Origin of the sequence: Methylorubrum populi, from assembly GCF_002355515.1 — a bacterium.
Classification (GTDB): Bacteria; Pseudomonadota; Alphaproteobacteria; order Rhizobiales; family Beijerinckiaceae; genus Methylobacterium; species Methylobacterium populi_A.
Genome location: NZ_AP014809.1, coordinates 5231112 through 5256079 on the forward strand (window position 1 = coordinate 5231112; position 24968 = coordinate 5256079).

Sequence of the window (24968 nt, forward strand, 5' to 3'; positions counted from 1 at the left end):
TCAGGCTATGACGACGCCCTCTGCCCGCTTCCAGACCTTCGACGATCCGAGCCACGCCAAGGGGCCCGAGCGGATCGAGGCCCTGCGCGCCGCCCTGCGGGAGACCGGCGCCGACGGCTTCGTGGTGCCGCGGGCCGACGAGCATCAATCCGAATACGTGCCCGCCAACGCCGAGCGTCTCGCCTGGCTCACCGGCTTCACCGGCTCGGCCGGCCTCGCGGCGGTGCTCGCCGACGAGGCCGCCCTGTTCGTCGATGGCCGCTACACGCTGCAGGCGCCGGAACAGGTCGATACCGCGACGGTCACGGTGGTGCCGCTCGCCGAGACGACGCCGGAGGCGTGGCTCGGGACGCATCTGAAACCGGGCCAGGTCCTTGCCTACGATCCCTGGCTCCACACGCCCGACGGCGTGGCCCGCCTCGAGCGCGCCGCCACGAAGGCGGGCGCGTCGCTTCGCGCCGTGCCGGACAATCTCGTGGATGCGGTCTGGGCCGGGCGGCCCCGGCCGCCGGCCGGCCGGGTCACGGCCCATCCCGACGATCTGGCGGGCGAGACGCGGGCCGAGAAGCTCGACCGCATCCGCGCCGCCCTCGCCGAGGGCGCGATCGATGTCCTCGTCATCTCCGATCCTCACAATCTCGCCTGGGCCTTCAATCTGCGGGGGGCGGACATCCCGCACACGCCGCTGGCGCTCGGCTACGCGCTCGTCCTCCGCGAGGGACGGGCGGCGCTCTACCTCACCTCCCAGGCGATCGACGCCGACCTGCGCGCAGCCCTCGAACCGCTTGCCGACCTGCGCCCGCGCAACGCCTTCGCGGGGGATCTGGCAAGCGCGTGCAGGAATGCCGCGCGGGTGCGGCTCGATGCGGCGACGGGGGCGGCGGCGCTCAAGGATCGGGTCGAGGCGGCCGGCGGCGTCGTCGATGTCGGCGCCGATCCGGTCACCGCGATGAAGGCCGTCAAGAACGCGGCCGAGATCGCCGGCACCCGTGCCGCCCACCGCCGCGACGGGCTCGCCGTGACGCGCTTCCTCGCCTGGCTCGATCGCGCGGCCGCGGAGGGCGTGAGCGAGATCGCCGCCGTCGAGGCGCTGGAGGATTTCCGCCGGGAGAGCGGCTTGCTGCGGGACGTCTCCTTCCCGACCATCTCCGGCTCGGGCCCGAACGGCGCCATCGTCCATTACCGCGTCACCCGCGCCACCGACCGCACCGCGCGGCCCGGCGAACTCTTCCTGATCGATTCCGGTGCGCAATACGCCGACGGCACCACCGACATCACCCGCACCGTCGCGATCGGTGTGCCGAGCGACGAGATGCGCGACCGCTTCACCCGTGTGCTCAAGGGGCACATCGCCATCGCCCGCGCCGTCTTCCCCGAGGGGACGACGGGCGCGCAGATCGATGCCCTCGCCCGCATCAGCCTGTGGGAGGCGGGGCTCGATTTCGATCACGGCACCGGCCACGGTGTCGGCGCCTTCCTCTCGGTCCACGAGGGGCCGCAGCGCATCGCCAAGACCGGCACCGTGGCGCTGAAGCCCGGCATGATCCTCTCGAACGAGCCGGGCTACTACCGGAGCCGCGCCTACGGCATCCGCATCGAGAACCTGATCCTCGTCGAGGAGCGGACCATTTCCGGCGGCGATCGGCCGATGCTCGGCTTCGAGACCCTGACGCTCGCTCCGATCGACCGGCGCCTGATCGATCCGTCCCTGCTCGCCCCGGCGGAGGTGGAATGGCTCGACGCCTATCACGCGCGGGTGCGCGCGGCGCTCGCACCCGACCTCGACGGGCCGGTGCGGGGCTGGCTGGAGGCGGCGACGCGGCCACTCGCCGAGGCCGCCGCGTGAACGCGCCCACCCGTCCCGCGATCCTGTTCGTCTGTCTCGGCAACATCTGCCGTTCGCCGCTCGCCGAAGCCGCCTTCAGGAGCGAGGCGGCGCGGATCGGGCTCGACGTGATGGTCGATTCCGCCGGCACCAGCGACTGGCATGTGGGCGAGCCGCCCGACGCCCGCGCGATCGCCGTGGCGCGGGCGCACGGCGTCGAGATTGCCGGCTATCGCGGGCGTCAGGTGACGCCGGACGATTTTGAGCGGTTCGACCACGTCGTCGCCCTGGATCTCGCCAACCTCGCCAAGTTGCGCGCCCTGCGGCCGGCCGGTTCACGGGCCGCGTTGAGCCTGCTCCTCGACCACGTGCCGGGCCGGGAGGGCGAGCCGGTGGCCGACCCGTATTACGGAGCAGACGACGGCTTCGACACCACCTGGGCCGACGTGACGGCGGGCGCCCGCGCCCTCGCCCGCCGCTTGGCAGAGCCGGAATGAACGTCCTCGCCCGCCGGGCGGCGGACCTGCTCGGCATCTCCGTCGCCGAGGCTCGGCCGATGGCGGGCGGCGATCTGTCCCAATGCATGCGCCTGCGGCTGGAGGACGGACGCGAGGCGGTGGCCAAGACCGGACCGGCGCCGCCGGAGGAGGCCCGGATGCTCGCGGCCATCGCCGCGACCGGCGCGCCCGCCCCCGCCGTGCTGGCCGTGGACGCGACGCTGCTCGTCCTCGAAGCCCTGCCCGATACCGGTGCCGGGCCGGGCGCCGAGGCCGACCTCGGTCAGGTCGTTGCCCGCCTGCACGCCGCCGCGGGCGAGCGCTACGGCTGGCACGCCGACTACGCCTTCGGTCCCGTGGCCATCGCGAATGCGTGGGCCGAGGACTGGCCCGCCTTCTGGGGCGAGCGCCGCCTGCTCTGTCATGCCGGCCACCTCCCCGTCCCGCTGTTCCAGCGGGTCGAGCGGCTGGCGGGAGACCTGAGGAGCCGCCTGCCGGAACGGCCCCGCGCCGCCCTGCTCCACGGTGACCTGTGGAGCGGCAACGTCCTCACTGCCGGCGACCGGGTCTCGGGACTGATCGATCCGGCCTGCTATTACGGTCATGCCGAAGTCGATCTGGCGATGCTGAGCCTGTTCGGCCGTCCCGGTCCCGCGTTCCGCATCGCCTATGGGCCGTCGGAACCCGGCGCGTCGGAGCGTGCGGCGATCTACAAGCTTTGGCCGGCGCTGGTGCATCGGCGCCTGTTCGGCGCCGGCTACGACGGCCTGGTCGAAGGGTGTCTGGAGGCGGCGGGCGCCTGAGACGCCCGCCCCTTGATCGCTTCGCTGCCGCTCGCGATGACGGAGAGGACGCCGGACGGGGGCGACCGGAGGCTCCCGTCGAAAGAAATCGCTCAGAACATTCCGTTCGAATTGGCGGAGGTCTCGGGCAGGATCTGCAGCACGTCCCAGTGCTCGACGATCCGGCCCGCGTCATCGAGCCGGAAGATGTCGATGGCCGCGTAGTCGTGGTTGCCCGGCCAGTGCTGGAGACAATGCAGCACGACGAGATCGCCCTCGGCGATCGCCCGCTTCACCTCGACCCGCTTGCCCGGCCACTCGCGGGCCATGCGCTCGAAATAGGCGATGAATCCGTCCTTGCCGCTGGCGACGTGCGGGTTGTGCTGGATGTAGTCGTCGCCGGCGTAGCGCTCGATCGCCTCCCTCGGCCGGCACGCGTTGAACATCAGCTCGTAGAAGGCGATGACGGTCGCCTTGTTCGCCGCGAGGTCGGTCATCCTGTCGCTCCGAGCGTGAACGGGCGCGATCACGCCGCCTTCCTGCGACCCTCGCGGCCTCGCGCCGTCCACCATGCCCGAACGGCGGCGGTTCGTCGTCGGCCGCGGACTCAACCGGACAGGGCCGGGATGAGGCCCGGCTGTGAACGGCCCCTACTCCGCCGGTGCCGGCATCGCCGACATCCGCGGCTCGAACCGGCCGTCGCCGGCCGGCTTCATCTCGACCCGCCGGTCGTGGTGCTTGTTCAGGGTCGAGCGGTGGCCGATCGAGACGATGGTGGTGCCGGGGAGGGTCTCGCGCAGCATCCGGTAGATCTCGGCCTCGGTCTCCTCGTCGAGGGCGGCGGTCGATTCGTCGAGGAACAGCCAGTCGGGCTTGGCCAGGATCGCCCGCGCGATGGCCAGCCGCTGCTGTTCGCCGCCCGACAGGCGACGGTCCCAGCTATCGACCACGTCGAGTTGGTCGGCGAGTTGCGGCAGCCGCGCGGCGCGCAAGGCGTCGCGGATCGCCTCGTCGGAGAAGTGATCGACCGTCTGCGGGTAGGCCACCGCGCCGCGGAGCGAGCCGAGGGGGAGGTAGGGCCGCTGCGGCAGAACCAGCGCCGACTGTCCGGCCGGCACATCGACCCGGCCCTTGCCGAACGGCCAGATCCCGGCGATCGCCCGGAACAGGGTCGACTTGCCCGAGCCCGATGGGCCGGTGACCAGGGTCGCACCGCCCTTCGGCAGTTCGAGCGCGTTCGCCCGCACGATCTCGCGGCCGTCGGGCAGTGCCAGCGTCAGGTCGTGGGCGCTGACGGCACCGGCGGTGTCGTTGCCGCTGGCAAGGCCGTAGCCGGCGCCGGCCAGCGCCTCGGCCTTGGTCATCGCCCGCTTGAACGAGCCGAGACGGATCGTGTTCGCCTTGTAGGCGGCGAGGATGGTGTAGGAGTTGATGAAGAAGTTCAGCGAGTTCTGGACGTTGCTGAACGCGTTCGACGTCTGCTGCAGCGCGCCCAGGGTGATCTTCTTGGCGAAGAACGAGGGGGCGGCGATCACGAGGGGGAAGATCGTGCTCGCCTGCCGGTAGCTGAAGGTGAAGGCGATCAGCTTGATGCGCCGGAAGATGATGCCGACGTAGTTGTCGACGATGGCGTGGAACAGGCTGGCCAGCCGCGAGGATTCGGCCCGCTCGCCCCGCAGCAGCGCGATCTGCTCCGAGTAGATGCGGTTGCGCGCCAGCGCGAAGCGGAAATCCGCCTCGACCTGCTCCTGCCGATAGTCGAGGCCGATGAGCGGCTTGCCGATCAGGTGGGTCAGCCACGTGCCGACCACGGCGTAGGCGATCACCAGCCAGACCAGGAAGCCCGGGATCACCGTGTCGGTGAACGGCAGCACGAAGTCGCGCGAGAGCGTCCACAGGATGACGATGAAGGAGACGAGCTGAGCGGCCTGCGACAGCAGCCGGGTCGAGAGCGTCGTGGTCTGGGCGATGAAGTTGTTGACGTCCGACTGGATGCGCTGATCTGGGTTGTCGGCGTGCTCGTCGACGAAGGGGATGCGGTAATGCGTGCCCTGCCCCAGCCAGCGCTCGTACAGATTGTGGGTGAGCCAAGTGCGCCAGCGCAGCTGCAGGCCCGAATCGACGTAGATGTCGAACATGCCGATCACGACGTTGAGGATCGCGAGCGGCACGAAGATGTAGCCGAGCTGGTACCAGAAGGCCGCCGCGTCGAACTCCTGCAGCGCGTTGTACATGTCGCGGTAGAAGAAGTTGAACCGCAGGGTCAGCGCCACGTCGGCGAAATTCACGAAGATCGACAGCGCCACGAGATTGCGGCCGATCTGCCCTTCCGTGCGACCGAAGCGGCGGAACATGCCGATCTCCCGACTCGGGGCGTCGTGGCTCGCGAAATAGGGGTCGGCGATCAGGGTGATGTCCCGGATCGGCTTCCAGTGGGAGATGGCGAGCACGATGCCGCCGAACACCACCGATCCGGTGGCCGCGAAATCCGGCGGCAGCAGCGCCGCGACGGTGGCGGGCAGCGCGCCCACGGCGGCGAGCGTCTTGGCGCCGGCCAGCACGAGGTAGCCGATTCCGTAGACCGAGACGAAGATCTTGAGGTAGGCCGAGAGGGTGTTCGAGGCCAGCAGGATGCCCGCCATCGCGAAGCCCGCGAGCGAGACGTAGAGCGGCGGACTCGGGATCCCCGGCAAGATCACTGGGATGGCCAGCAGCAGGAGCGCGAAGAGCGCGGTCAGCACGGCCTGGATGCCGAGCCTGCTCTTGTATGCGGCCACGCGGATCACTCCTTCTCGCTGCACCGGCCCTGCCCCATCCCGGTTACGGATGACGCGCCGGCCGCCGGGTTCAATCGCCGAATGCGGCGCCCCTGGCTATCCGTCGTGGCGAGAACGTGGCGCGGGACCGCAGCTGTCACGTGAAATTTCGGTCATGTCATGGCCCGGGGCCGCGGCTCGTCAGCGGTGCGCGGGCCGGGTGCGACACCGTGAACAGGTGCCGAACCCGCGTCGCGGTCAGTTCGCGTCCCAGTTCCAGTCGCCGTAATCGGGCTCGCGGCAGCGGTAGCCGATCGGGCATTGCGGGTTGTCGCGGGTGGGGACGAAGCGCAGTTCGGCGATCTCGGTGATCTCGCAGAAGCTGCGGTCGCGCACGAAGCGCTCGGGCGGGCGCCCGCCGAAGCCGAGCGTCACCACGCCTTCGGCCTTCACCATGGCCATCGCCTCAGCGCAGGTCGGGCGCGCCGTCTGCGTGCGCGCCTGGGCGAATGCGGGAGCAAGGGCGATGGGCGACGTCAGAAGGGGCGCCAATGCCGAGCCCAGAACGGCGAGGGTGACAGGTTTCATCACGCGGGTACGGCCGACGGCCGGTTGCGGCCGCCAAGCTTGACCATGGCAGGTTCCGCTTGCGCCGGGAAGGGGTTGCCGTGCCTCTGCCGCATTCGGAGAGTGTATCCTGGCCTACGGGCCACGCTGGGCCCGTCCGGTCCGCACCGCCCTGCGACCGGGGCCGAATCATCCGGTGGATGGGAGCGGAGCCGAACGATGGCGGCCCTGTGGATCCTCAACCTTGAGGTGCCGCGCCGAGGACGGGCCGCGCCGGTGGCCTGGAGCGGCGCCACGCGCGCCTCGGCTGAGGCGTACCCGCGATGCGCGATTGCTGAAAGCTATTTTTGGACGCTAGGATGACGATGTCGGGAGCAGAAGCGCACGAGACGGCGTTCGGGACGACGATGGCGGACGGCGCGCAGAACGTGGACGGGAAGGACGCGACGCGGGAGGCTCCCCCCTCGGCCCTGTCGCGACGTCTGATGATCCCCGTCATCCTCGCCGCGGGCTGGGGGGCGCTGTTCGCCTACACGCTGATCGTGCTCACCGATGACGGGCCGGTTGCGGCGCATGCCGGGCACACCCGGCTCGCGGCGGCGGACGGGATCGACCTGCCGGAGGTGCGCCTGCCCGAACCGGAGCGGCCGCCAGCACCCGCCGCCAGCGCCCAGCCGCGGGTGCTCACGGTTGCCGCTCCCGCTCCGCCGCTGGACACCGTCGTTGCCCCGGTCGAGCCGCGGCCCGCCGCGCCGCTTGTGGAGCGGGCGGCCTTCGTCGGGATCTGGGGGCCGACCCCGGTCGCCTGCGGCCAGCGCCAGCGCCGCCGCGGCTTCCTGCCCGCCACCATCACCGAGGACGGCGCCAAGGCCGGGCGCACCGTCTGCCGCTTCCGCAACAATCGCCGCGAGGGAAGCGCCTGGACCATGGCCGCCGATTGCAGTGAGCGCGGCCGGCGCTGGACCTCCCAGGTCCGCCTCCTCGTCGAGCATGACCGGCTCACTTGGACGAGCGGCAAGGGCCAAGCGAACTATATCCGCTGCGGACGCAAATCCGACTGAGGCTCTGCCTCCCTCTTCCTCGTAAACCGGCGGTCGCGTTTCGAGCTGATGCGTCAGGCCGCATCGGCCGCGGCAAACCGCAGCCGCAGCGCGCCGGCCCGGAACACGACCCGCTCCGGCATGAACCGCCACAGACGCTCGGCGCCTTCGATCCGCTCCTCCGCCGCCGGTTCGAGGACGACCTCGGTGCGCCCGCTCATCTGCAGCAGATCGCCGGTCGCGAAATCCGGAAAGACGATCCCTGCCCGCGGGTTCTCCAGCATGTTGCCCAGCGTGTTGAAGAAGCGGTTGCCGGAATAATCGGGGATCGTGAGGCGGCCCTCCGCGTCGACCCGCACGAAGCCGGCCGGACCGCCCCTGTGCGAGACATCGATCTGCCGCCGTCCGCCCGCCTCCTCGACGGCGCTCGCGACGAAGAAGGTTTCCGCGGCCGCGACGACTGCCCGCGCCGCCGCATCGAGCCGGTCCGACACGCGCGGGCGGGGACGGGAGGCCCACGGCACGTCCGGGCCGACTTCGTGCCGAATGCGGATGTATTGCGGGCAGTTTCCGAAACTCTGCTCGACGCGGACTGCAAATCCCTCCGGTCCGCTCCGCTCGATCCGTCCGTTCAAGCGGTTGCGGCGACGCGTGGCCAGTTCGATCCCAAGCAGGGCCACGCCCTCCTCGTCCCGCAGGCCGGCCTCGGCCGGGTCGTCGGGATCGCGCGGCGCCTCCACCCGAAGCTGGAACGGGTCCGGCGCATGGAGGAAGCCCGGCGCACCCTCCCGCAGCGTCGCCCAGGGGCGGCCGTCCGCGTCCACGCTCCCGATCACCGCGAAGGGCAGGAGCGGGAAGAACGCCCGGTGCTGCTCGTTCAGGTGATCGCGGATCACCCGCGGGCCGAGTTCCGCCATCCGGCCGGCGATGCCGACATGCTCCTGGATCGCCACCTCGCCCCGGTGCCAGGGAGAGGATGGGTTGGCGGCCTGCCTGCTCATGACGGATCTCCCACCGCGTTCAGGCCGACCGGCGAAGCCGGCAGCGCCACGAAGCCCGGCAGCGCCTCGATGCGGGCGAGCCACGCGCGGACATGGCGGTAGGCCGCGAGATCGACGTTCCCCTCGGGGGCGGCGGCGATGTAGCTGTAGAGCGCCACGTCGGCGATGGTCGGGCGCTCGGCGGCGATCCAGTCGCGGGACGACAGTTCCGCCTCGATCAGCGCCAGGATCCGGTGGGCGCGGGCGATCACCTCCTCCACGTCGAAATGCGCCCCGAACAGGGTGACGAGGCGCGCGGCGCAGGGGCCGAAGGCGATTTGTCCGGCCGCGACCGAGAGCCAGCGCTGCACCCGCGCCGCCCCCTCCGCATCCTCGGGCAGCCAGTCGCCGCGCCCGAGCTTCTTCGCGAGATAGACGAGGATGGCGTTCGAATCCGGCACGATCACCCCCTCGTCGTCGAGGACGGGCACCTGCCCGAATGGGTTGAGCGCCAGGAACTCGCGTGAGCGGTTCTGGCCGGCGGCAAAATCGACCTCGACCGCCTCGTAGGGCTGGCCGAGCAGCGACAGGAACAGGCGCGCCCGGTGGGCATGGCCCGAAAGCGTCAGGCTGTAGAGCTTCATCGCGTCATCTCCTCCCGGCCGCGGGGGCCGGCCATGCGAGGGATCAGACTGTTTATTCGCTCCCGGGTGAACCGGGATTGTGGGCAAGCGACTGTTGCGTGAAGCGGAATAATCGCCACGCTGTCCGCGACAGGGAGGCGCTGCGATGGATCGGCTTCAGGGCATGCGGGTGTTCGTGCGGGTTGCCGAGAGCGGTGGCTTTGCCGGCGCGGCGCGGGCGCTCAACATGAGCCCACCGGCGGTGACGCGGGCGGTGGCCGCGCTCGAAGCCGCCATCGGGGCGCGGCTCCTCATCCGCACCACCCGCTCGGTGAAGCTCACCGAGGCGGGCGGGCGCTATCTGGAAGATTGCCGCCGGATCTTTTCGGAGCTTGCCGAAGCCGAGGCCGCCGCAGCGGGCTCGGCCGCCACGCCCACCGGCACCCTGACGCTGACGGCGCCGGTGCAGTTCGGGCGCCTCTACGTGCTGCCGCTGGCGACCGAGTACCTCACCCACCATTCCGCGGTCGCCGTGCGGACGCTGTTCCTCGACCGGATCGTCAACATGGTCGAGGAGGGCATCGATGTCGGCGTGCGGATCGGGCATCTCGCCGATTCCGGGCTCACCGCGGTCCGGGTCGGCAGCGTGCGCCGGGTCGTGTGCGCGGCGCCGCTCTATCTGGAGCGGCGCGGCGTGCCGACGGCCCCGCGCGACCTGCGCGGGCACGCGGTGATCGGCTCATCGAATCCCGGCAGCCTGTCGGAATGGCGGTTCGGGCGCGAGCAGCGGACGGTCGTCACCATTGAGCCCCGGCTGACCTGCAACACGGTGGATGCGGTGCTCGCCGCGGCCGTGGAGGGCTGGGGGATCGCGCGGCTCCTGTCCTATCAGGTCGCGCCGGCCCTGGCCGAGGGACGCCTGCGCCTGCTGCTCGAAGAGCACGAGGCGGCGCCCGTCCCGATCCACGTGGTGAGCCCGGAAGGGCGGCGGGCGCCGGCCAAGGTGCGGGCCTTCGTCGATCTCGCCGCGGCACGGCTGCGCGCCGACCCGCGGGTGAACCCGGCCGCCCCGTGAGGCGGCCGGCAAGCGCTCAATACACGTCGGCCTGGTAGCGTCCGGTCTTCTTCAGGGCGGCGAGATAGGCCACCGCCTCGTCGGGGTTCTTGCCGCCGAACTGAGCGGCGACGTCGATGATCGCCCGCTCCACGTCCTTGGCCATGCGCTTGGCGTCGCCGCAGACGTAGAAATGGGCGCCGCCCTCCAGCCACTTCCACAGCTCGGCGCCGTTCTCGCGCATGCGGTCCTGGACGTAGGTCTTCTCCTTGCCGTCGCGCGACCATGCGAGCGAGAGGCGGGTGAGCACCTTGTCGTCCTTAAGGCCGTTCAGCTCGTCCTTGTAGAAGAAGTCGGTCGCCTGCCGCTGGTGGCCGTAGAACAGCCAGTTGCGGCCGGGCGCCTTCGTCGCGGCGCGCTCGCGCAGGAAGGAGCGGAACGGGGCGACCCCGGTGCCGGGGCCGCACATGATCACGTCCTTCGACGGATCTTCCGGCAGGCCGAAGCCGTGCGCCTTCTGCAGGTAGATCTTGACCTTCGTCTGCTCGGGCAGGCGCTCACCCAGATGGGTGGAGGCGACGCCGAGGCGCAGCCGCGAGCGGTGGTTGTAGCGCACCGCGTCGACGGTGAGCGAGACGCGGCCGACATCCATCTTCGGCGAGGACGAGATCGAGTAGAGCCGCGGCTGCAACTCGTCGAGCGCCTCCAGGAACACCTCGGCGTCGGGCCGGGCGCCGGGGAACTTGTGGAGGGCGCCGAGCACGTCGAGATAGGCGGCGTCGCCGTCCGGATCCTCGCCGGCCGCCAGCGCCTGCGCCTTCTTGCGCGCCTCGCCCGAGGTCAGGAGCGAGAGGAGCTGGTAGAGGTTGTCGGGCGCCGCGCCGAGGGAATAGTCGGTCAGCAGCCGGTCGCGCAGGGTCTTGCCGCGGATCATCCGCTCGGGGCGCGTGCCGAGTTCGGCGATCACCGCATCGACCAGGGCCGGGGCGTTGGCGGGGAACAGCCCGAGGGAATCGCCGGCCTCGTAGGTGATCGGCGTGTCCCTCAGGTCGATCTCGATGTGCCAGGTTTCCTTCTCACCGCCCGGGGCGTTGAGGCGCGTACGCGACAGGAAGGTCGCCTCGACCGGATTCTCGCGGCAGAAGCCCAGCGGGCCGAGTTCCGGCTCCTTCTTGGGCGCGTCCCCTTCGTCCTTCTTCGGGGCCGCCGCGCCGCCCGACGCGCCGAACTCCTCCTCCAGCTTCTTCAGCATCCGGAGCGTTTCCTTGCCGCCGGGCTGGCAGAGGTTCAGCCGCTCCTCGTTCTTGAGGAAGATCGCGTTGGCGTAGTCGGCGCAGTTGTAGCCGCACTGGCCGCAATCCTGCTGGGCCATGGCGGCCATCAGCTTCTGCGGCTCGGAGCGGTCCTTGGCGATCGCCATGCGGTCGTTGATCGGCATCGACGGGTCGTGCCAGGGCGCGTCGTCGTTGTCGGCGAGCTTCGGACCCGTCGAGGGCGCTTCGCCGGGCGCGAGGGCGGTGGCGCCCTCGACCGCCGGGCCCAGCAGCGCGGCGAAGTAGCCCGACAGCCAGGAGCGCTGGTCGGCGGTGAAGGGGGCGCTCTCGGGGATGAGAACGAGCGGGGGCGCGACGTGCTGGGTCATGCGGCGGCCTTGAGGGCGGGTTGTTCTTCGGCGGCGTCGCGCAGGGCTTCGGGGCCGGTGCGCGCGGTGAAGGCCTGGAAGCTCTCCTCCGGGCCCTGGCGGCGGGCGAGATAGGCGTTGAGCAGGGCCTCGACGCGGGTCGGCACGTCCTCGGCTTTGATCGCCTTCCAGATCTCGGTGCCGATCTTCGGGTTCTCGGCGAAGCCGCCGCCGACCACCACGTCGTAGCCCTCGACAGTGTCGCCCTCCTCCGAGACGACGACCTTGGCGCCGATCAGGCCGATATCGCCGATGTAGTGCTGGGCGCAGCTGTGATGACAGCCGGTGAGGTGGACGTTCACCGGCACGTCGAGCGCCGGCACGGTCTGCTCGACATGGTCGGCGATGATCATCGCGTGACCCTTGGTGTCGGAGGCCGCGAACTTGCAGCCGCGGGCGCCGGTGCAGGCCACGAGGCCCGAGCGGATGCCGGCCGCCTTGGTGGTGAGGCCGAGGGCGAGCACCCGGGTCTCGACCTCGGCCACCTTCGCGTCCGGCACGCCGGAGAAGATGAAGTTCTGCCAGACCGTCATGCGGATCTGGCCGTCGCCGCATTCCGCGGCGATCTTGGCCAGGCCGCGCATCTGGTCGGTGGTCATCTTGCCGACGGGGAGCACCACGCCGACCCAGTTCAGTCCGGGCTGGGCCTGGGCATGGACGCCGACATGGCTGAAGCGATCGGTCGGCCGGCGCGGGGCGACATGGGCGGCATCGACCCGGTCGAGTTTGCGCCCGAGCTTCTCCTCGACGGCGGCGATGTACTTGTCGAAGCCCCAGGCGTCGAGGACGTACTTCATCCGGGCCTTGTTGCGGTTGGTCCGGTCGCCGTTCTCGATGAAGACCCGGATAATCGCGTCGGCCACGCGGTTGCAGTCCTCGGGCTTGAGGACGATTCCGGTGTCGCGGGCCAGATCCTTGTGGCCCGAGATGCCGCCGAGCACGAGGCGCATCCAGACGCCCGGCGCGACCGCGGCACCCTCCAGCACCTGGATCGCCTGGAAGCCGATGTCGTTCGTCTCTTCGAGCGCCGGCATCACGCCGCCGCCGTCGAAGGAGACGTTGAACTTGCGCGGCAGGCCGTAGAGCGAGCGGTCGTTCAGGATCCAGTTGTGCCAGGACTTGGTGAGCGGACGGGTGTCCAGCAGTTCCTGCGCGTCGATGCCGGCGGCGGGCGAGCCGGTGACGTTGCGGATATTGTCGGCCCCCGCGCCCTGCGCGGTCAGGCCGAGATCGATCAGCCCGTCGAGGAAGGGCTGGGCGTGCTCAGGGTTGATCTCGCGCACCTGCAGGCCGGCACGGGTGGTGACGTGGCTGTAGCCGCCGCCATGGGCGTCCGCGAGGTCGGCGAGGCCGGCGAACTGCCAGTGTTGCAGGATGCCGTTCGGAACCCGGATCCGGCACATGTAGGAGGTCTGGGTCGGCGCCACCCAGAACATGCCGTGGTAGCGCCAGCGGAAATTGTCCTCAGGCTTGGGCTGCTTGCCGGTGGCGGCCTCCGCCTTCAGGCGGTTGTGGCCGTCGAACGGGTTCTCGGCACGCTTCCACTTCTCCTGCTCGCAGAGCTTGCCGCCTTCCTTGACGGTCCGGTCCTGCGCCTTGATGTGGATCGCGTCCGGGCCCGTGGGCTCGGCCGGCGCACCCGCCGGGGTCTGCCCCAGGGCGAGGCCGCCGGTCATCCGGGCGGCGGCGATGCCGGAGGCGAAGCCTTCGAGATACCGCTTCTGCTCGGCGTTGAATTCGTCTGCCATCGCTGCCTCACTCACGCTGCGAGGGTTTTCGGGGCCGGGCCGAACATCAGATCGTCCCGGTCGTCAGGGGAGAGCGGCGCGCCGGAGCGGATCAGCTCCTTGCAGCGCGCCTGCTCCGAGATGTCGCCGACGAAGACGGCTCCCGCGAGCCGGCCGTCGGCGATGATCAGCTTGCGGTAGAGCCCGGCGGCGGCGTCGTGCATCACCACCGCCTCGGCGCCGTCCGGCGTATCGACCACGCCCGCCGAGAAGACGGGCAAGCCCGACACCTTCAGGCTCGTGGCAACGGACGTGCCGGGATAGGAAGCCGTCTCACCGACGAGGTGACGGGACAGCACCTCGGCCTGCTCGTAGGCGGGCTCGACGAGGCCGTAAACGACACCCCTGTGCTCGGCGCATTCGCCGAGCGCATGGATGGCCGGATCGGAGGTCGTCATCCGGTCGTCCACCGTGATGCCGCGCCCGCAGGCGAGCCCGCAGCCCTGCGCCAGCGCCATCGAGGCGCGGATGCCGACCGACATCACCACGAGGTCGGCGGGGATCACGCTGCCGTCCTTCATCCGCAGCCGCTGGACCCGACCCTCGCCCTCGATCGCCGCGGTGTCGGCGCAGAGCACCACCTTCACGCCGCGGGCCTCCATCGCCGTGCGCACGAGGCGGGCGGCGGCGTGGTCGAGCTGGCGCTCCATCACCCGATCCATGACGTGGACCAGCGTGGTGTCGACCCCGAGCCGGGCGAGCCCGACCGCGGCCTCAAGGCCCAGAAGCCCGCCGCCGATCACCACGGCCCTGGCATGCTCCACCGCCGCCTTCCGGATCGCCGCCACGTCGGCGAAGTCGCGGAAGGTCAGCACGCCGGGCAGGTCGATGCCCGGCAGCGGCAGGCGGATCGGCAGCGAGCCCACCGCCAGCACCAACCGGTCGTAGGGCAGGACATGTGTCTCCCCGACCAGGGCGATGCGGTTCGCCCGGTCGATCTCGGTCACCGGCGCGCCGGTGACGAGGCGGATGCCATGCTCCTCGTACCAGGAGAGCGGACGGAAGCCGCAGGCCGCCTCATCCACCTCGCCGCCGAGCAGCGAGGAGAGCAGCACCCGGTTGTAGGCCGCCACCGGCTCGGCGCCGACCACCGTCACGTCGTAGCGGCCCGGCGCGCGCTCCGTCAGCCGCTCGAGGAAGCGGAGCGAGGCCATGCCGTTGCCGACGACGACGAGTCTGTCCTTCGCGCTCATGGGCTCGTGATCCCCCTTCACGAACTCAGGCGGCGAGAGCGGGCTTGGCGTGGCGGGCGTAGAGGAATTCCAGCACCGCGGCGCGGGCGTGGACGTAGGTGGCGTCCTCCACGAGGTCGAGCCGGCGGCGCGGGCGCGCCAGCGGCACGGGCAGGATCTCGCCGATGCTGGCCGACGGCCCGTTGGTCATCATCACGATGCGGTCGGAGAGCAGCACCGCCTCGTCCACGTCGTGGGTGATCATGATGACGGTGTTCTTGAGCCGCGTCTGGATCTCCATGAGCTGGTCCTGGAGATGGGCGCGGGTGAGCGCGTCGAGGGCGCCGAACGGCTCGTCCATCAGCAGCACCGTCGGCTCCATGGCGAGCGCCCGGGCGATGCCGACGCGCTGCTTCATGCCGCCGGAGATCTCCGCCGGTCGCTTGTCGGCGGCGTGCATCATGTTCACGAGCGCAAGGTTGTGCTCGATCCACTGGGCACGCTCAGAGCGCGTCTTCTTGCCCTTCGAGACCTTGTCGACGGCCAGCGCCACGTTCTCGCGCACGGTGAGCCAGGGCAGGAGCGAGTGGTTCTGGAACACCACCGCACGATCGGGGCCGGGGGCGTTCACTTCCTTGCCGTCGAGGAGCACGCCGCCGGTGGAGGCCTTGAGCAGGCCGGCGACGATGTTGAGCACCGTCGACTTGCCGCAGCCCGAATGGCCGATGATCGAGACGAACTCGCCTTTGGCGATGTCGAGGTTCACGTCGCGCAGCACTTCCGAAGTCTTGCCGCCGCGACGGAAGGAGATGCCGACCTGGGAGAGGGAGAGATGGGCCATGTGAATGTGTCCCTCAGGCTGCGGAGGTGCCGCGGGTCACGAGCACGCCGACGCCGGCGACCAGCCGGTCGAGGACGAAGCCGATGAGTCCGACATAGACGAGGGCGACGATGATCTCGCTGATATGCGACGAGTTCCACGCGTCCCAGATGAAGAAGCCGATGCCGACGCCGCCGATCAGCATCTCGGCCGCGACGATGGCGAGCCAGGACAGGCCGACGCCGATGCGAAGACCGGTGAAGATGTACGGCGCCGCCGAGGGCAGCATGATCTTGTAGAAGAACTCGATCGGGTTCAGCCGGATGACCGCGGCGACGTTGCGGTAGTCCTGCGGAATGTTGCGGATGCCGACGGCCGTATTGATGATGATCGGCCAGATCGAGGTGATGAAGATCACGAAGATCGCCGAGGGCTGCCCGTCGCGGAAGGCGGCGAGCGAGAGCGGCAGCCAGGCCAGCGGCGGGATCGTGCGCAGCACCTGGAAGATCGGGTCGAGCCCGCGCATCGCCCATTCGGACTGGCCGACCAGCGTCCCGAGCAGCACGCCGGCCACGACGGCCAGCGCGAAGCCCAGCGCCACGCGCTGAAGGCTCGCGGAGATATGCCAGAACAGGCCCTTGTCGGTGCCGCCGTTGTCGTAGAACGGATCGACGATGATGTCCCAGGCCTCCGTCAGCACCCGCGAGGGCGGCGGCAGGCCGGCGGTGGGGGAGGAGCACAGCACCTCCCACAGCAGCAGGAAACCCGCCAGCACGACGAGCGGGGGCAGGATGCGGGCGGCGATGCCGCGCAGCCCGGCCCCGGTGATGAAGGGCGCGCGGGCCTTCGCCGAGGCGCGCGCGCGGGTTGCGGTGAGCGTTGCTCCGGTGGCCATCACGCGACCTTCTTGATGCCGAGGCTGTTGAGGTAGGCGCTGGGGTTCTCCGGATCGAAGACCTTGCCGTCGAACATCGTCTCGACGCCGCGCGAGGTGGAGGTCAGGATCGTCGACACGCCGAGCGCCTTGGCGGCCTCGCGCCAGAGATCCTCGCGGTTGACCTTGCCGATCAGCGCCTTGGTGTCGGTGGCCGCGTCGAACTTGCCCCAGCGGATATCCTCGGTGAGGAACCAGAGGTCGTGGCTCTGGTACGGGTACGAGGCATTGTCGGCCCAGAACTTCATGATGTGCGGGCTGTTCTCGACGACCCGGCCGGTGCCGTAGTCGAACTTGCCCTTCATCCGGTCGACGACGTCGGCCACCGGCACGTTGATCCACTGGCGCTTGGCCACGATCGCCGCCATCTCGTCGCGGTTCTCAGGCTTGTCGCACCATTGCTGGGCCTCCATCACCGCCATCAGCAGGGCCTTGGCGGCGTTGGGATACTTGTCGACCCAGGCCGCGCGCATGGCGAAGGCCTTCTCCGGGTGGTCCTTCCACAGCTCGCCGGTGGTGATGGCGGTGTAGCCGATGCCCTGGTGGATGAGCTGCTCGTTCCACGGCTCGCAGACGCAGAAGCAGTCCATCGTGCCGACCTTCATGTTCGCCACCATCTGGGGCGGCGGCACGACGATGGTCTCGATGTCCTTGTCGGGGTCGATGCCGCCGGCGGCGAGCCAGTAGCGGATCCAGAGATCGTGGGTGCCGCCGGGGAAGGTCATCGCCGCCTTCACCGCTTTGCCCGACGCCTTCTTGGCCTCCAGCACGGCTTTGAACGGCTTGGTGTCCAGCCCGATCTTGTGGTCGATATGCTCCTTGGCGATCGAGATGCACTGACCGTTCAGGTTGAGCCGGGCCATGATGTACATCGGCACCGGCACGTTGTTCTGCGTCACCCGGCCGGCGGAGATCAGATAGGGCATCGGCGTCAGGATGTGGGCGCCGTCGATGCCGTTGCCCTCGGAGCCGAGGACGAGATTGTCGCGGGTGGTGCCCCAGCTCGCCTGCTTCAGCACCTCGGTCTCGGGCAGGCCGTACTTGGCGAAGATGCCCTTCTCCTTGGCCACGAAGAGCGGCGCGGCGTCGGTCAGCGCGATGAAGCCGAGCTTGGCCCCCTTCACCTCCGGCCCCGCGCCCTGCGCGAAGGCACCGGCCGGCAGAGCGGCGCGGGCGGCACCCGCGAGGGCGAGGGCGGCCGCCGCTCCCTTCAGGACGCCGCGGCGGGTCGTGTTGCCGTGATCGATGCTCATCCGCTCTCCGCTCCGGTGCGCTGTCCGCACATGAAAAAAGCCGCCATCCGGGGATCGCCTGCGCGATCGACATTCGTCGCGTGCGGGCATTCCGGATCAGCGGCTTTGCTGACGTCTTGGGGCCGTCATCGTTGGCGAGCCCTTGCGAGGCTCTTTGCAGGAGGCGTGCCAAGAGCCTTCCGAGTGTGGGGTGGCGTGTGTCATAGCCCTCGTGGCTGTCGTCGAGGCGCATTTGCTGCGCTGCGCGCTCAAAAGCGCGGCAATTTCTTGCGTTGCACAAAAATTAGGCTGATGGTGCCGCGATGGGTGGCCCGAGCCGGGCTCGCCCGGTCGGCCGAGGGCTCAGCGGCCGACCGCCGCGTCGAACAGGTCCGGCCGGTAGAGCGCCGCCGCCCGGTCGGCGGCGTCCCCGCCGGGGGCGACCTGCCCGCAGGCGATCATCTGCGCCACGAGCCAGCGGGCATGGTCCGGATCGGGCCGGTGGGTCTCGGTCCCGAGGCGCAGATAGGCCGGGTTCGTCCGCTCGCGCCCGTCGGCATCCACGATCAGTGCGCCGTCGAGCGTGCGGGCGATGAGCCCGGCATCGGAATCGAGTTCGGCCCGTTCCGCGAGGAGAACGCTCAAGCTGCCGCGGTTACGGGCATCGGCACACCATAGCCCGGCCCGGTGGACCGCCCGCACCAGGGGAACCGTGAAATCGGCTCCGTCCGCAGGAAGCGCCAGGACCTTTTCCGGGCAGTCGGGCACGATTTCGCAGCCCAGGGCCGCGATCCGGCCGAGGCCGGCGGCGACTGCGACGCTGTTCCAGGGCGCGCCGACGCAGAAGCCGTCGATACTCCCGCGCCGCAGCGCGTCCACCGTCTCCGGGGGCGGGACCACGACGAGGCGGATCGCGGCGTCGAGATCGAGGCCGCCGCGCTCGGCGAACAAGCGAAGCTGGTAGGAGTGGCTGGAGAAGGGATGCACGGTGCCGAGGGTCAGCGGCCGTCCCTCCCCGGCCCGCGCGCGGGCGACCCGCGCGAAGCCCGCAGCGACGTGGTCGAGTTCGTCGCTCTCCGGCGCCATCGCCGCCCAGAGCGCGTTCGAGACGGTCACGGCATTGCCGTTGAGGTTGAGCGCCATCGGCACGCTCAAATGGGCCTGCGGCCCCGAGAGTCCGAGCGCGCTGGCGATGGCCAGCGGTCCGAGCATGTGCGCGGCGTCGAGATGGCCGAGCGCCAGCCGGTCGCGCAGCGTCGCCCAGGAGGGCTCGCGCGAGAGCTCGATGTCGAGCCCCTCGGCCCGCGCGAAGCCCAACTCCGCCGCCGCGATCACGGGGGCGGCGTCGGTAAGGGGAACGTATCCGAGCCTGATCCTCATCCGAGCAGGTCCGCCGCGGTGACGATGGCGCGGGCGATGTCGACGATCTTGCGCTTCTCGTTCATCGCCTGGCGCCGCAGGAGCTTGTAGGCCTCGTCCTCGCTCATGCCCTTGCGCGTCATCAGGATGCCCTTGGCCCGCTCGATCAGCTTGCGGTCGGCGAGTTCCGATCGGGCTTCGTCGAGTTCGCGCTGCAGGCGCGCGAAGGCGTTGAAGCGCAGGATCGCGATGTCGAGGATCGAGCGGATCCGCTCGGAGCGCAGCCCGTCGACCACGTAGGCCGAGATGCCGGCATCGACCGCCGCCTGCATCATGGTCTGGTCCGAGCGGTCGACGAACATCGCCACGGGCCGCTCCGCCTGCCGGGACAGGCCCGACATCTGCTCCAGCACGTCCCGGCTCGGGCTTTCCAGATGCACCACGATCACGTCCGGCTTGAGGCTCGCCACCCGGGCCTGGAGATCCGGGCCGTCCGGGATCACCACCACGTGGCCGACGCCCCCTACCCGGAGACCCTCCTCGAGGATCGCCGCGCGGGCGGGACTCGGATCGATCACGGCAACGGTGAGGCTGGTCTCGGTCATCGAGGCCCGAATGGTTCGATCCGTTCGAGGAGGGGGGGCGGGTGGGACTGGGAGTGGCCGGTGCGGGCGAACGGGCTGAGAGTGACGCTGCCGCGTGGGCACGCAAGCCGTGTGCCCCCGAATCAGCGACGCCAGTTACGAATCGGACATCTGTCGGCCCCGCTTCTGCCGCAAACCGGGGCGCACACTCAACCCGTTCGCGAATCCATCAGGAGGGTCCGGTTCATGCGCGTCGTCGATCCGCTGCGAAAGCCGGACGTGTCCGCGACCTCCCGTCCGGTGCTTCCCCCCTTCCTGCCGACCCTCGGGCTCGCCGTGGTCGCCGCGCTGCTTTCTCTCGCCTGCCGCGAGCCGGCCAAGGAATCGGCTCCGCCATCCTCGGCGCGGCCCGTTCCGGCCATGGCCGCGGCGCCGGGCCTCACCGTGTTCGATCCGGGCAAGGCTCTGCTCGCCGATGTCGAGGCGGGGCCGGCCAGCGAGGCCTTCGCCCGCCTCATGCCCCTCGTTGCCGCCAGCGAGGCGGCGCCGTCGTCGACCCGTCCCCCGCGAGTCGCGGCCCGACCCGAGCGCCGCCGCGCGCCCGCGAGCCGGATGGCGACGACGCAGCCGGCCAACCCGCCCAGGGCCGCGGAGCCGGTTGTTCCGGCGCCGGCGCCGATGGCCCGCGCGGAGGAAGAGGACGACCGCTTCCTGCCGACCGGCGCCCTGCCCTTCGCCGCCGTCGACGCAGCCTGGGATGTGGCCCGCAAGGTCGGCACCGGGGCAGCGACGGGGGTCGCGACCGGCGTTGCAACAGGGGTTGTGACCGGTGTCGAGACCCTCGGCCGTTCGGCCGTCAGCCTCGTCTCGGATCTGCGCTGAGCCGGGGCTGTACGGAGAGCGGCGGCCTGGTTCGCGCGTCCTCGTCGAAGCCCGGCTTGAGGTGGGTTTTCGAACGCTCGGCGATCGGACGCCGTCTCGGCGTCGAAGCGGCCGGCATCACGATCCTTCGTCGCGAAACCTTGCGAAGCGCGGCCGCTGCGCCACTTCGCGCTTGGCAGGGCGGTGATTGCGCCCGCCTCGTTGGCGACGGGGCGGCCTCGACACCTGCGATCCTCTGCCAGTGAGGCCGATCCCGCGTTTCCCCCGCGCCGTTCGGCTCGGGATGCGACGACGGAGACCGGGATGGCGGGACGGATCGAGGATTACGCCCTGATCGGCGACGGGCGCACCGCCGCTTTGGTCGGGCGCGACGGCAGCATCGACTGGCTGTGCATGCCGCGCTTCGACGCCTCCGCCCTGTTCGCGAGCCTGCTTGGGACCGAGGAGCACGGCTTCTGGAAGCTCGCTCCCGCGGCGCAGGGCGCGCAGCATAGCTGGCGCTACCGCACCGGCTCGCTGGTGCTGGAGACGACGCACAGGTCCCACGAGGGCGAAGTCCGCGTCACCGATTTCATGCCCGTCGGCGACGGCAGCCACGTGATCCGCCTCGTCGAGGGGATCCGCGGGCGCATGGCGATGCGGATGGAGCTGGCCGTCCGCTTCGATTACGGCTCGGCGGTGCCGTGGGTGTCGCGCAGCGAGCTCGGCGATCTGCGCGCTATCTCGGGTCCGCACAAGGTCGTCCTGCGCACCAACGCGCCGATGCACGGATCGAGCCGCCAGACCACGATCTCGGAATTCACGGTCTATAAGGGCGACGCGATTCGCTTCGTGCTCAGCTACGGCGCCTCGCACGAGGAGGATCCGCCGCCGATCGAGCCGCGCCGCTGGCTCGACGACACCAATCGGTTCTGGCGCGAATGGTCGGGCCGCTGCACCGCCGCGCAGACGCCGTGGGACGACATCCTGCGCCGCTCGCTCCTGACGCTGAAGGCGCTGATCTACCGGCCGACCGGCGGGATCGTGGCCGCGCCCACCACCTCCCTGCCCGAGGAGCTCGGCGGGGTGCGCAATTGGGACTACCGCTTCTGCTGGCTGCGCGACTCGACCTTCACCCTGCTGGCGCTGATGGATTCGGGCTATATCGAGGAGGCCCGCGCCTGGCGCGACTGGCTGACCCGGGCGGTGGCGGGCAACCCGGAGCAGGCGCACATCCTCTACGGCATCGCCGGCGAGCGGCTCCTGCCGGAGATCGAGCTCGACTGGCTGCCCGGCTACGAGAACTCCCGGCCCGTCCGCATCGGCAATGCGGCGATCGCGCAATTCCAGCTCGACGTCTACGGCGAGCTGTTCGACGCGCTGTTCCAGGCCCGCGCCCGCGGCATGGGGCAGAACAAGGAGGGCCTGCGCGTCGGTCAGGCGCTGATCAAGCATCTCGAGTCGGCGTGGCGGGAGCCGGACGAGGGTATCTGGGAGGTGCGCGGCGGGCGGCGCCACTTCGTCCATTCCAAGGTCATGGCCTGGGTCGCCTTCGACCGGGCGATCCGCAGCGTCGAGATGCGGGGCGACGACGATCTGCATTCCGGCGAGGCGCCGGTCGCGCATTGGAAGGCGATCCGCGACGAGATCCATGCCGAGGTCTGCACGAAGGGCTTCGACCCGGAGCTCAACAGCTTCGTCCAATCCTACGGAAGCAAGGCGCTCGACGCGAGCTTGCTGCTGATCGCGCATATGGGCTTCCTGCCCCAGGACGATCCCCGCGTCGTCGGCACGGTGGCGGCCATCGAGGCGCATCTGATGCGCGACGGCTTCATCCTGCGCTACGAGACCGAGGGACAGACCACCGACGGCCTGCCCGGCAACGAGGGGGCGTTCCTGCCCTGCAGCTTTTGGTTCGCCGACAACCTGATCGGTCTCGGCCGCTGCCAGGAGGCCCATGCGCTGATCGAGCGCCTGATCGGCGTCTGCAACGATCTCGGACTGGTCTCCGAGGAGTACGACGTGCGCGAAAAACGGCTGGTGGGGAACTACCCTCAGGCGTTCACGCATGTTGCACTCGTCAACACGATCCTCAATTACAGCCGCGCAATCGGTCCGGCGGCGGAACGAGGCAGCGGCACGGACCATTCCGAGTCGAGGGTAGGCGAATCCATTGCGGCGCAGTAGGCGCGTCCCGTCCGGTGGGCGGGCAATGGAAGCGAGAAAGACGGGTACTCCATGAGCGGTGCAGACACGAGCCCGAAGGCGGCCCTGAGCGAGGGCGACAAGCTCGCGATCGACACGATCCGGACGCTCGCGATCGACGCGGTGCAGAAGGCGAATTCCGGCCATGCCGGCGCGCCGATGGCGCTGGCGCCCGTGGCTTACACCCTGTGGAACCGGTATCTGCGCTACGATCCGGCCCATCCGCACTGGCCGAACCGCGACCGGTTCGTGCTCTCGGCCGGCCACGCCTCGATGCTGCTCTACGGGCTGCTGCACCTGGCTCGGGTCGCGGAGGGCGATGGCGCCAACGCCCCGGCAGTTTCTCTCGAAGATATCAAAAAATTCCGGCAGCTCGACAGCCGCACGCCGGGTCACCCGGAATACCACTTCACCACCGGCGTCGAGACCACCACCGGCCCCCTCGGCCAGGGCGTGGCGAATTCCGTCGGCATGGCGATCGGCGGCCGCTTCAAGGGTGAGCGCCTGAACCGGCCCGACCTGCCGCTGTTCGACTACAACGTCTACGCCATCTGCTCGGACGGCGACCTGATGGAGGGCGTCAGCCAGGAGGCCGCCTCGATCGCCGGCCATCTGCGCCTGTCGAACCTGTGCTGGATCTACGACAACAACACCATCACCATCGAGGGCCACACCGAGCTCGCCTTCTCGGAGGAGGTGGCGGCGCGCTTCCTCGCCTATGGCTGGCAGGTGCTGCGGGTGGCCGACGCCAACGACACCCACGCCATCGCCTCGGCGCTCGAGACCTTCCTGCAATCGAGCGACCGACCGACGCTGATCATCGTCAACTCGATCATCGGCTACGGCGCGCCGACCAAGCAGAACACCTCCAAGGCCCACTCGGACGCGCTGGGTCCCGACGAGGTGAAGGGCGCCAAGCGCGCCTATGGCTGGCCGGAGGATTCCGAGTTCCTCGTGCCGGACGGCGTCTACGACACCTTCGCCGAGGGCATCGGCAAGCGCGGCGCCGCGCTCTACAGCCAGTGGCAGGCCTTCTTCGAGGAAGCCAAGGCGGCCGACGCCGCGCATGCCGAGGATCTCTCTGCCTTCCTCGAAGGCCGCCTGCCGGAGGGCTGGGACAAGGATATTCCAGTCTTCGAGGCCGACGCCAAGGGGCTTGCGACCCGCGAGTCGTCGGGCAAGGTGCTCAACGCCATCGCCAAGCACGTGCCGTTCCTGCTCGGCGGCTCGGCCGATCTGGCGCCGTCGAACAAGTCGAACCTCACCTTCGAGGGCGCCGGCTCGCTGACCCCGTTCGAGCCGGGCGGGCGCAACATCCATTTCGGCGTGCGCGAGCATGCCATGGGCTCGATCGTGAACGGTCTCGGCCTCGTCGGCCTGCGGGCCTACGGCGCGACCTTCCTCGTCTTCGCCGACTACATGCGCCCGCCGATCCGGCTCGCCGCGCTGATGGAGCTGCCGGTCTTCCATATCTTCACCCACGACTCGATCGGCGTGGGCGAGGACGGGCCGACCCACCAGCCGGTGGAGCAACTGCTCTCGCTGCGCTGCATCCCCGGTCTCGTGACCCTGCGCCCGGCCGACGCCAACGAGGTAGCCGAGGCTTACCGGGTGATCTTCTCGCTGAAAGATCAGCCGGCGGTGCTCGCGCTCTCGCGCCAGCCGCTGCCGACCTTCGACCGCACGAAATACGCGCCCGCCTCCGGCACCGCGAAGGGCGCCTACGTGCTGGCCGATAGCGAAGGCACGCCGGACGTGATCCTGATCGGCACGGGCTCCGAGGTGCAGCTCTGCGTCGGCGCCTACGAGACCCTCAAGGGCGAGGGCGTGAAGGCCCGCGTCGTCTCGATGCCGTCCTGGGATCTGTTCGAGCGCCAGGACGAGGCCTACCGCAACAGCGTGCTGCCGCCCGAGGTGCTGGCCCGCGTGGCCGTGGAGCAGGGCAGCGTCATCGGCTGGGACCGCTACGCCGGCTCCTCCGGCGCCATCGTCGGCATGCACACCTTCGGTGCCTCGGCTCCGATCAAGGATCTGCTGGGCAAGTTCGGCTTCACCGCCGAGAAGGTGATCGAGGCGGCCCGCGCCCAGGTGGCCAAGCACAAGAAGTAGGGCGCGGACGTTGAACCCCCTCCCCTCCGCGGGAGAGGGCGGCCCCCGGAGGGGGGACGGGTGAGGGGGCGCGACGCGTTCGGAGAGACCTGAGCCGGCC

The 24968-nt window shown here is 70.1% G+C and carries 21 protein-coding genes; 8 read left to right on the forward strand and 13 right to left on the reverse strand.

From position 1 onward, the window contains the following. Positions 1-7: 7 nt before the first annotated feature. The 3 genes from MPPM_RS24355 to MPPM_RS24365 are packed head-to-tail and all read left to right on the forward strand — an operon-like array spanning position 8 to position 3125. Entirely contained in the window at positions 8-1846 is a 1839-nt protein-coding gene (locus MPPM_RS24355; RefSeq protein ID WP_096487275.1) for an aminopeptidase P family protein, read from the forward strand. After that, positions 1843-2322, forward strand: coding sequence for a low molecular weight protein-tyrosine-phosphatase (locus tag MPPM_RS24360; RefSeq protein ID WP_096487276.1), 480 nt, complete (start codon positions 1843-1845; stop codon positions 2320-2322). The genes MPPM_RS24355 and MPPM_RS24360 overlap by 4 nt, the downstream gene beginning before the upstream one ends. Further along, entirely contained in the window at positions 2319-3125 is an 807-nt protein-coding gene (locus MPPM_RS24365) for a fructosamine kinase family protein (protein ID WP_096487277.1), read from the forward strand. The genes MPPM_RS24360 and MPPM_RS24365 overlap by 4 nt, the downstream gene beginning before the upstream one ends. A gap of 92 nt (positions 3126-3217) precedes the next feature. Here MPPM_RS24365 and MPPM_RS24370 read toward each other — a convergent pair whose 3' ends face one another. The 3 genes from MPPM_RS24370 to MPPM_RS24380 form a co-directional block, all read right to left on the reverse strand. Further along, a complete protein-coding gene (locus MPPM_RS24370; RefSeq protein WP_096487278.1) occupies positions 3218-3601 on the reverse strand; it encodes a nuclear transport factor 2 family protein in 384 nt (127 codons plus the stop codon). A 153-nt stretch (positions 3602-3754) separates the two neighbouring features. Further along, entirely contained in the window at positions 3755-5881 is a 2127-nt protein-coding gene (locus MPPM_RS24375; protein ID WP_096488014.1) for an ABC transporter ATP-binding protein/permease, read from the reverse strand. 237 nt (positions 5882-6118) lie between these two features. After that, positions 6119-6448, reverse strand: coding sequence for a hypothetical protein (locus tag MPPM_RS24380; protein WP_096487279.1), 330 nt, complete (start codon positions 6446-6448; stop codon positions 6119-6121). Positions 6449-6786: 338 nt separating this feature from the next. On the opposite strand from MPPM_RS24380, the gene MPPM_RS24385 reads away from it, so the two are divergent. After that, on the forward strand, positions 6787-7488 hold the full coding sequence (locus MPPM_RS24385) for a hypothetical protein (RefSeq protein WP_432419833.1): 702 nt from the start codon (positions 6787-6789) through the stop codon (positions 7486-7488). A gap of 53 nt (positions 7489-7541) precedes the next feature. On the opposite strand, the gene MPPM_RS24390 is transcribed toward MPPM_RS24385, so the two are convergent. Then, a complete protein-coding gene (locus tag MPPM_RS24390) occupies positions 7542-8468 on the reverse strand; it encodes a pyridoxamine 5'-phosphate oxidase family protein (protein WP_096487280.1) in 927 nt (308 codons plus the stop codon). Continuing rightward, positions 8465-9091 (reverse strand): glutathione S-transferase family protein, encoded by a 627-nt coding sequence (locus MPPM_RS24395; RefSeq protein WP_096487281.1) that lies wholly within the window; start codon positions 9089-9091, stop codon positions 8465-8467. Before MPPM_RS24395 ends, MPPM_RS24390 begins: the two co-directional genes overlap by 4 nt. Before the next feature lie 145 nt (positions 9092-9236). Here MPPM_RS24395 and MPPM_RS24400 point away from each other — a divergent pair, with 145 nt between their 5' ends. Next, positions 9237-10145, forward strand: coding sequence for a LysR family transcriptional regulator (locus MPPM_RS24400; RefSeq protein ID WP_096487282.1), 909 nt, complete (start codon positions 9237-9239; stop codon positions 10143-10145). A 16-nt stretch (positions 10146-10161) separates the two neighbouring features. Here MPPM_RS24400 and MPPM_RS24405 read toward each other — a convergent pair whose 3' ends face one another. The 8 genes from MPPM_RS24405 to MPPM_RS24440 form a co-directional block, all read right to left on the reverse strand. Next, the gene (locus MPPM_RS24405) at positions 10162-11766 is read right to left on the reverse strand and encodes a sulfite reductase subunit alpha (RefSeq protein WP_096487283.1); all 1605 of its coding nucleotides are present in this window, start codon (positions 11764-11766) and stop codon (positions 10162-10164) included. Then, positions 11763-13553: a NirA family protein gene (locus tag MPPM_RS24410; RefSeq protein ID WP_096487284.1), complete on the reverse strand. Its 1791-nt coding sequence runs from the start codon at positions 13551-13553 to the stop codon at positions 11763-11765. Before MPPM_RS24410 ends, MPPM_RS24405 begins: the two co-directional genes overlap by 4 nt. Before the next feature lie 11 nt (positions 13554-13564). Then, on the reverse strand, positions 13565-14785 hold the full coding sequence (locus tag MPPM_RS24415) for an NAD(P)/FAD-dependent oxidoreductase (protein ID WP_096487285.1): 1221 nt from the start codon (positions 14783-14785) through the stop codon (positions 13565-13567). A gap of 25 nt (positions 14786-14810) precedes the next feature. Beyond that, the gene (locus MPPM_RS24420; protein ID WP_096487286.1) at positions 14811-15605 is read right to left on the reverse strand and encodes an ABC transporter ATP-binding protein; all 795 of its coding nucleotides are present in this window, start codon (positions 15603-15605) and stop codon (positions 14811-14813) included. A gap of 13 nt (positions 15606-15618) precedes the next feature. Next, the gene (ntrB, locus tag MPPM_RS24425; RefSeq protein ID WP_096487287.1) at positions 15619-16479 is read right to left on the reverse strand and encodes a nitrate ABC transporter permease; all 861 of its coding nucleotides are present in this window, start codon (positions 16477-16479) and stop codon (positions 15619-15621) included. Next, complete coding sequence (locus MPPM_RS24430; RefSeq protein ID WP_096487288.1) at positions 16479-17771, reverse strand: CmpA/NrtA family ABC transporter substrate-binding protein; 1293 nt, start codon at positions 17769-17771, stop codon at positions 16479-16481. Before MPPM_RS24430 ends, ntrB begins: the two co-directional genes overlap by 1 nt. Before the next feature lie 342 nt (positions 17772-18113). Beyond that, entirely contained in the window at positions 18114-19130 is a 1017-nt protein-coding gene (locus MPPM_RS24435; protein WP_096487289.1) for a CmpA/NrtA family ABC transporter substrate-binding protein, read from the reverse strand. After that, positions 19127-19714: an ANTAR domain-containing response regulator gene (locus MPPM_RS24440; protein ID WP_096487290.1), complete on the reverse strand. Its 588-nt coding sequence runs from the start codon at positions 19712-19714 to the stop codon at positions 19127-19129. Before MPPM_RS24440 ends, MPPM_RS24435 begins: the two co-directional genes overlap by 4 nt. A 225-nt stretch (positions 19715-19939) precedes the next feature. On the opposite strand from MPPM_RS24440, the gene MPPM_RS24445 reads away from it, so the two are divergent. The 3 genes from MPPM_RS24445 to tkt all read left to right on the forward strand — a co-directional run bounded on the left by MPPM_RS24445 (position 19940) and on the right by tkt (position 24868). Continuing rightward, a complete protein-coding gene (locus MPPM_RS24445) occupies positions 19940-20575 on the forward strand; it encodes a hypothetical protein (protein ID WP_096487291.1) in 636 nt (211 codons plus the stop codon). Between the two features lie 303 nt (positions 20576-20878). Further along, positions 20879-22741 (forward strand): glycoside hydrolase family 15 protein, encoded by a 1863-nt coding sequence (locus MPPM_RS24450; RefSeq protein WP_096487292.1) that lies wholly within the window; start codon positions 20879-20881, stop codon positions 22739-22741. A gap of 51 nt (positions 22742-22792) precedes the next feature. Then, positions 22793-24868: a transketolase gene (tkt, locus tag MPPM_RS24455; protein ID WP_096487293.1), complete on the forward strand. Its 2076-nt coding sequence runs from the start codon at positions 22793-22795 to the stop codon at positions 24866-24868. The last annotated feature ends 100 nt before the right edge of the window (positions 24869-24968 follow it).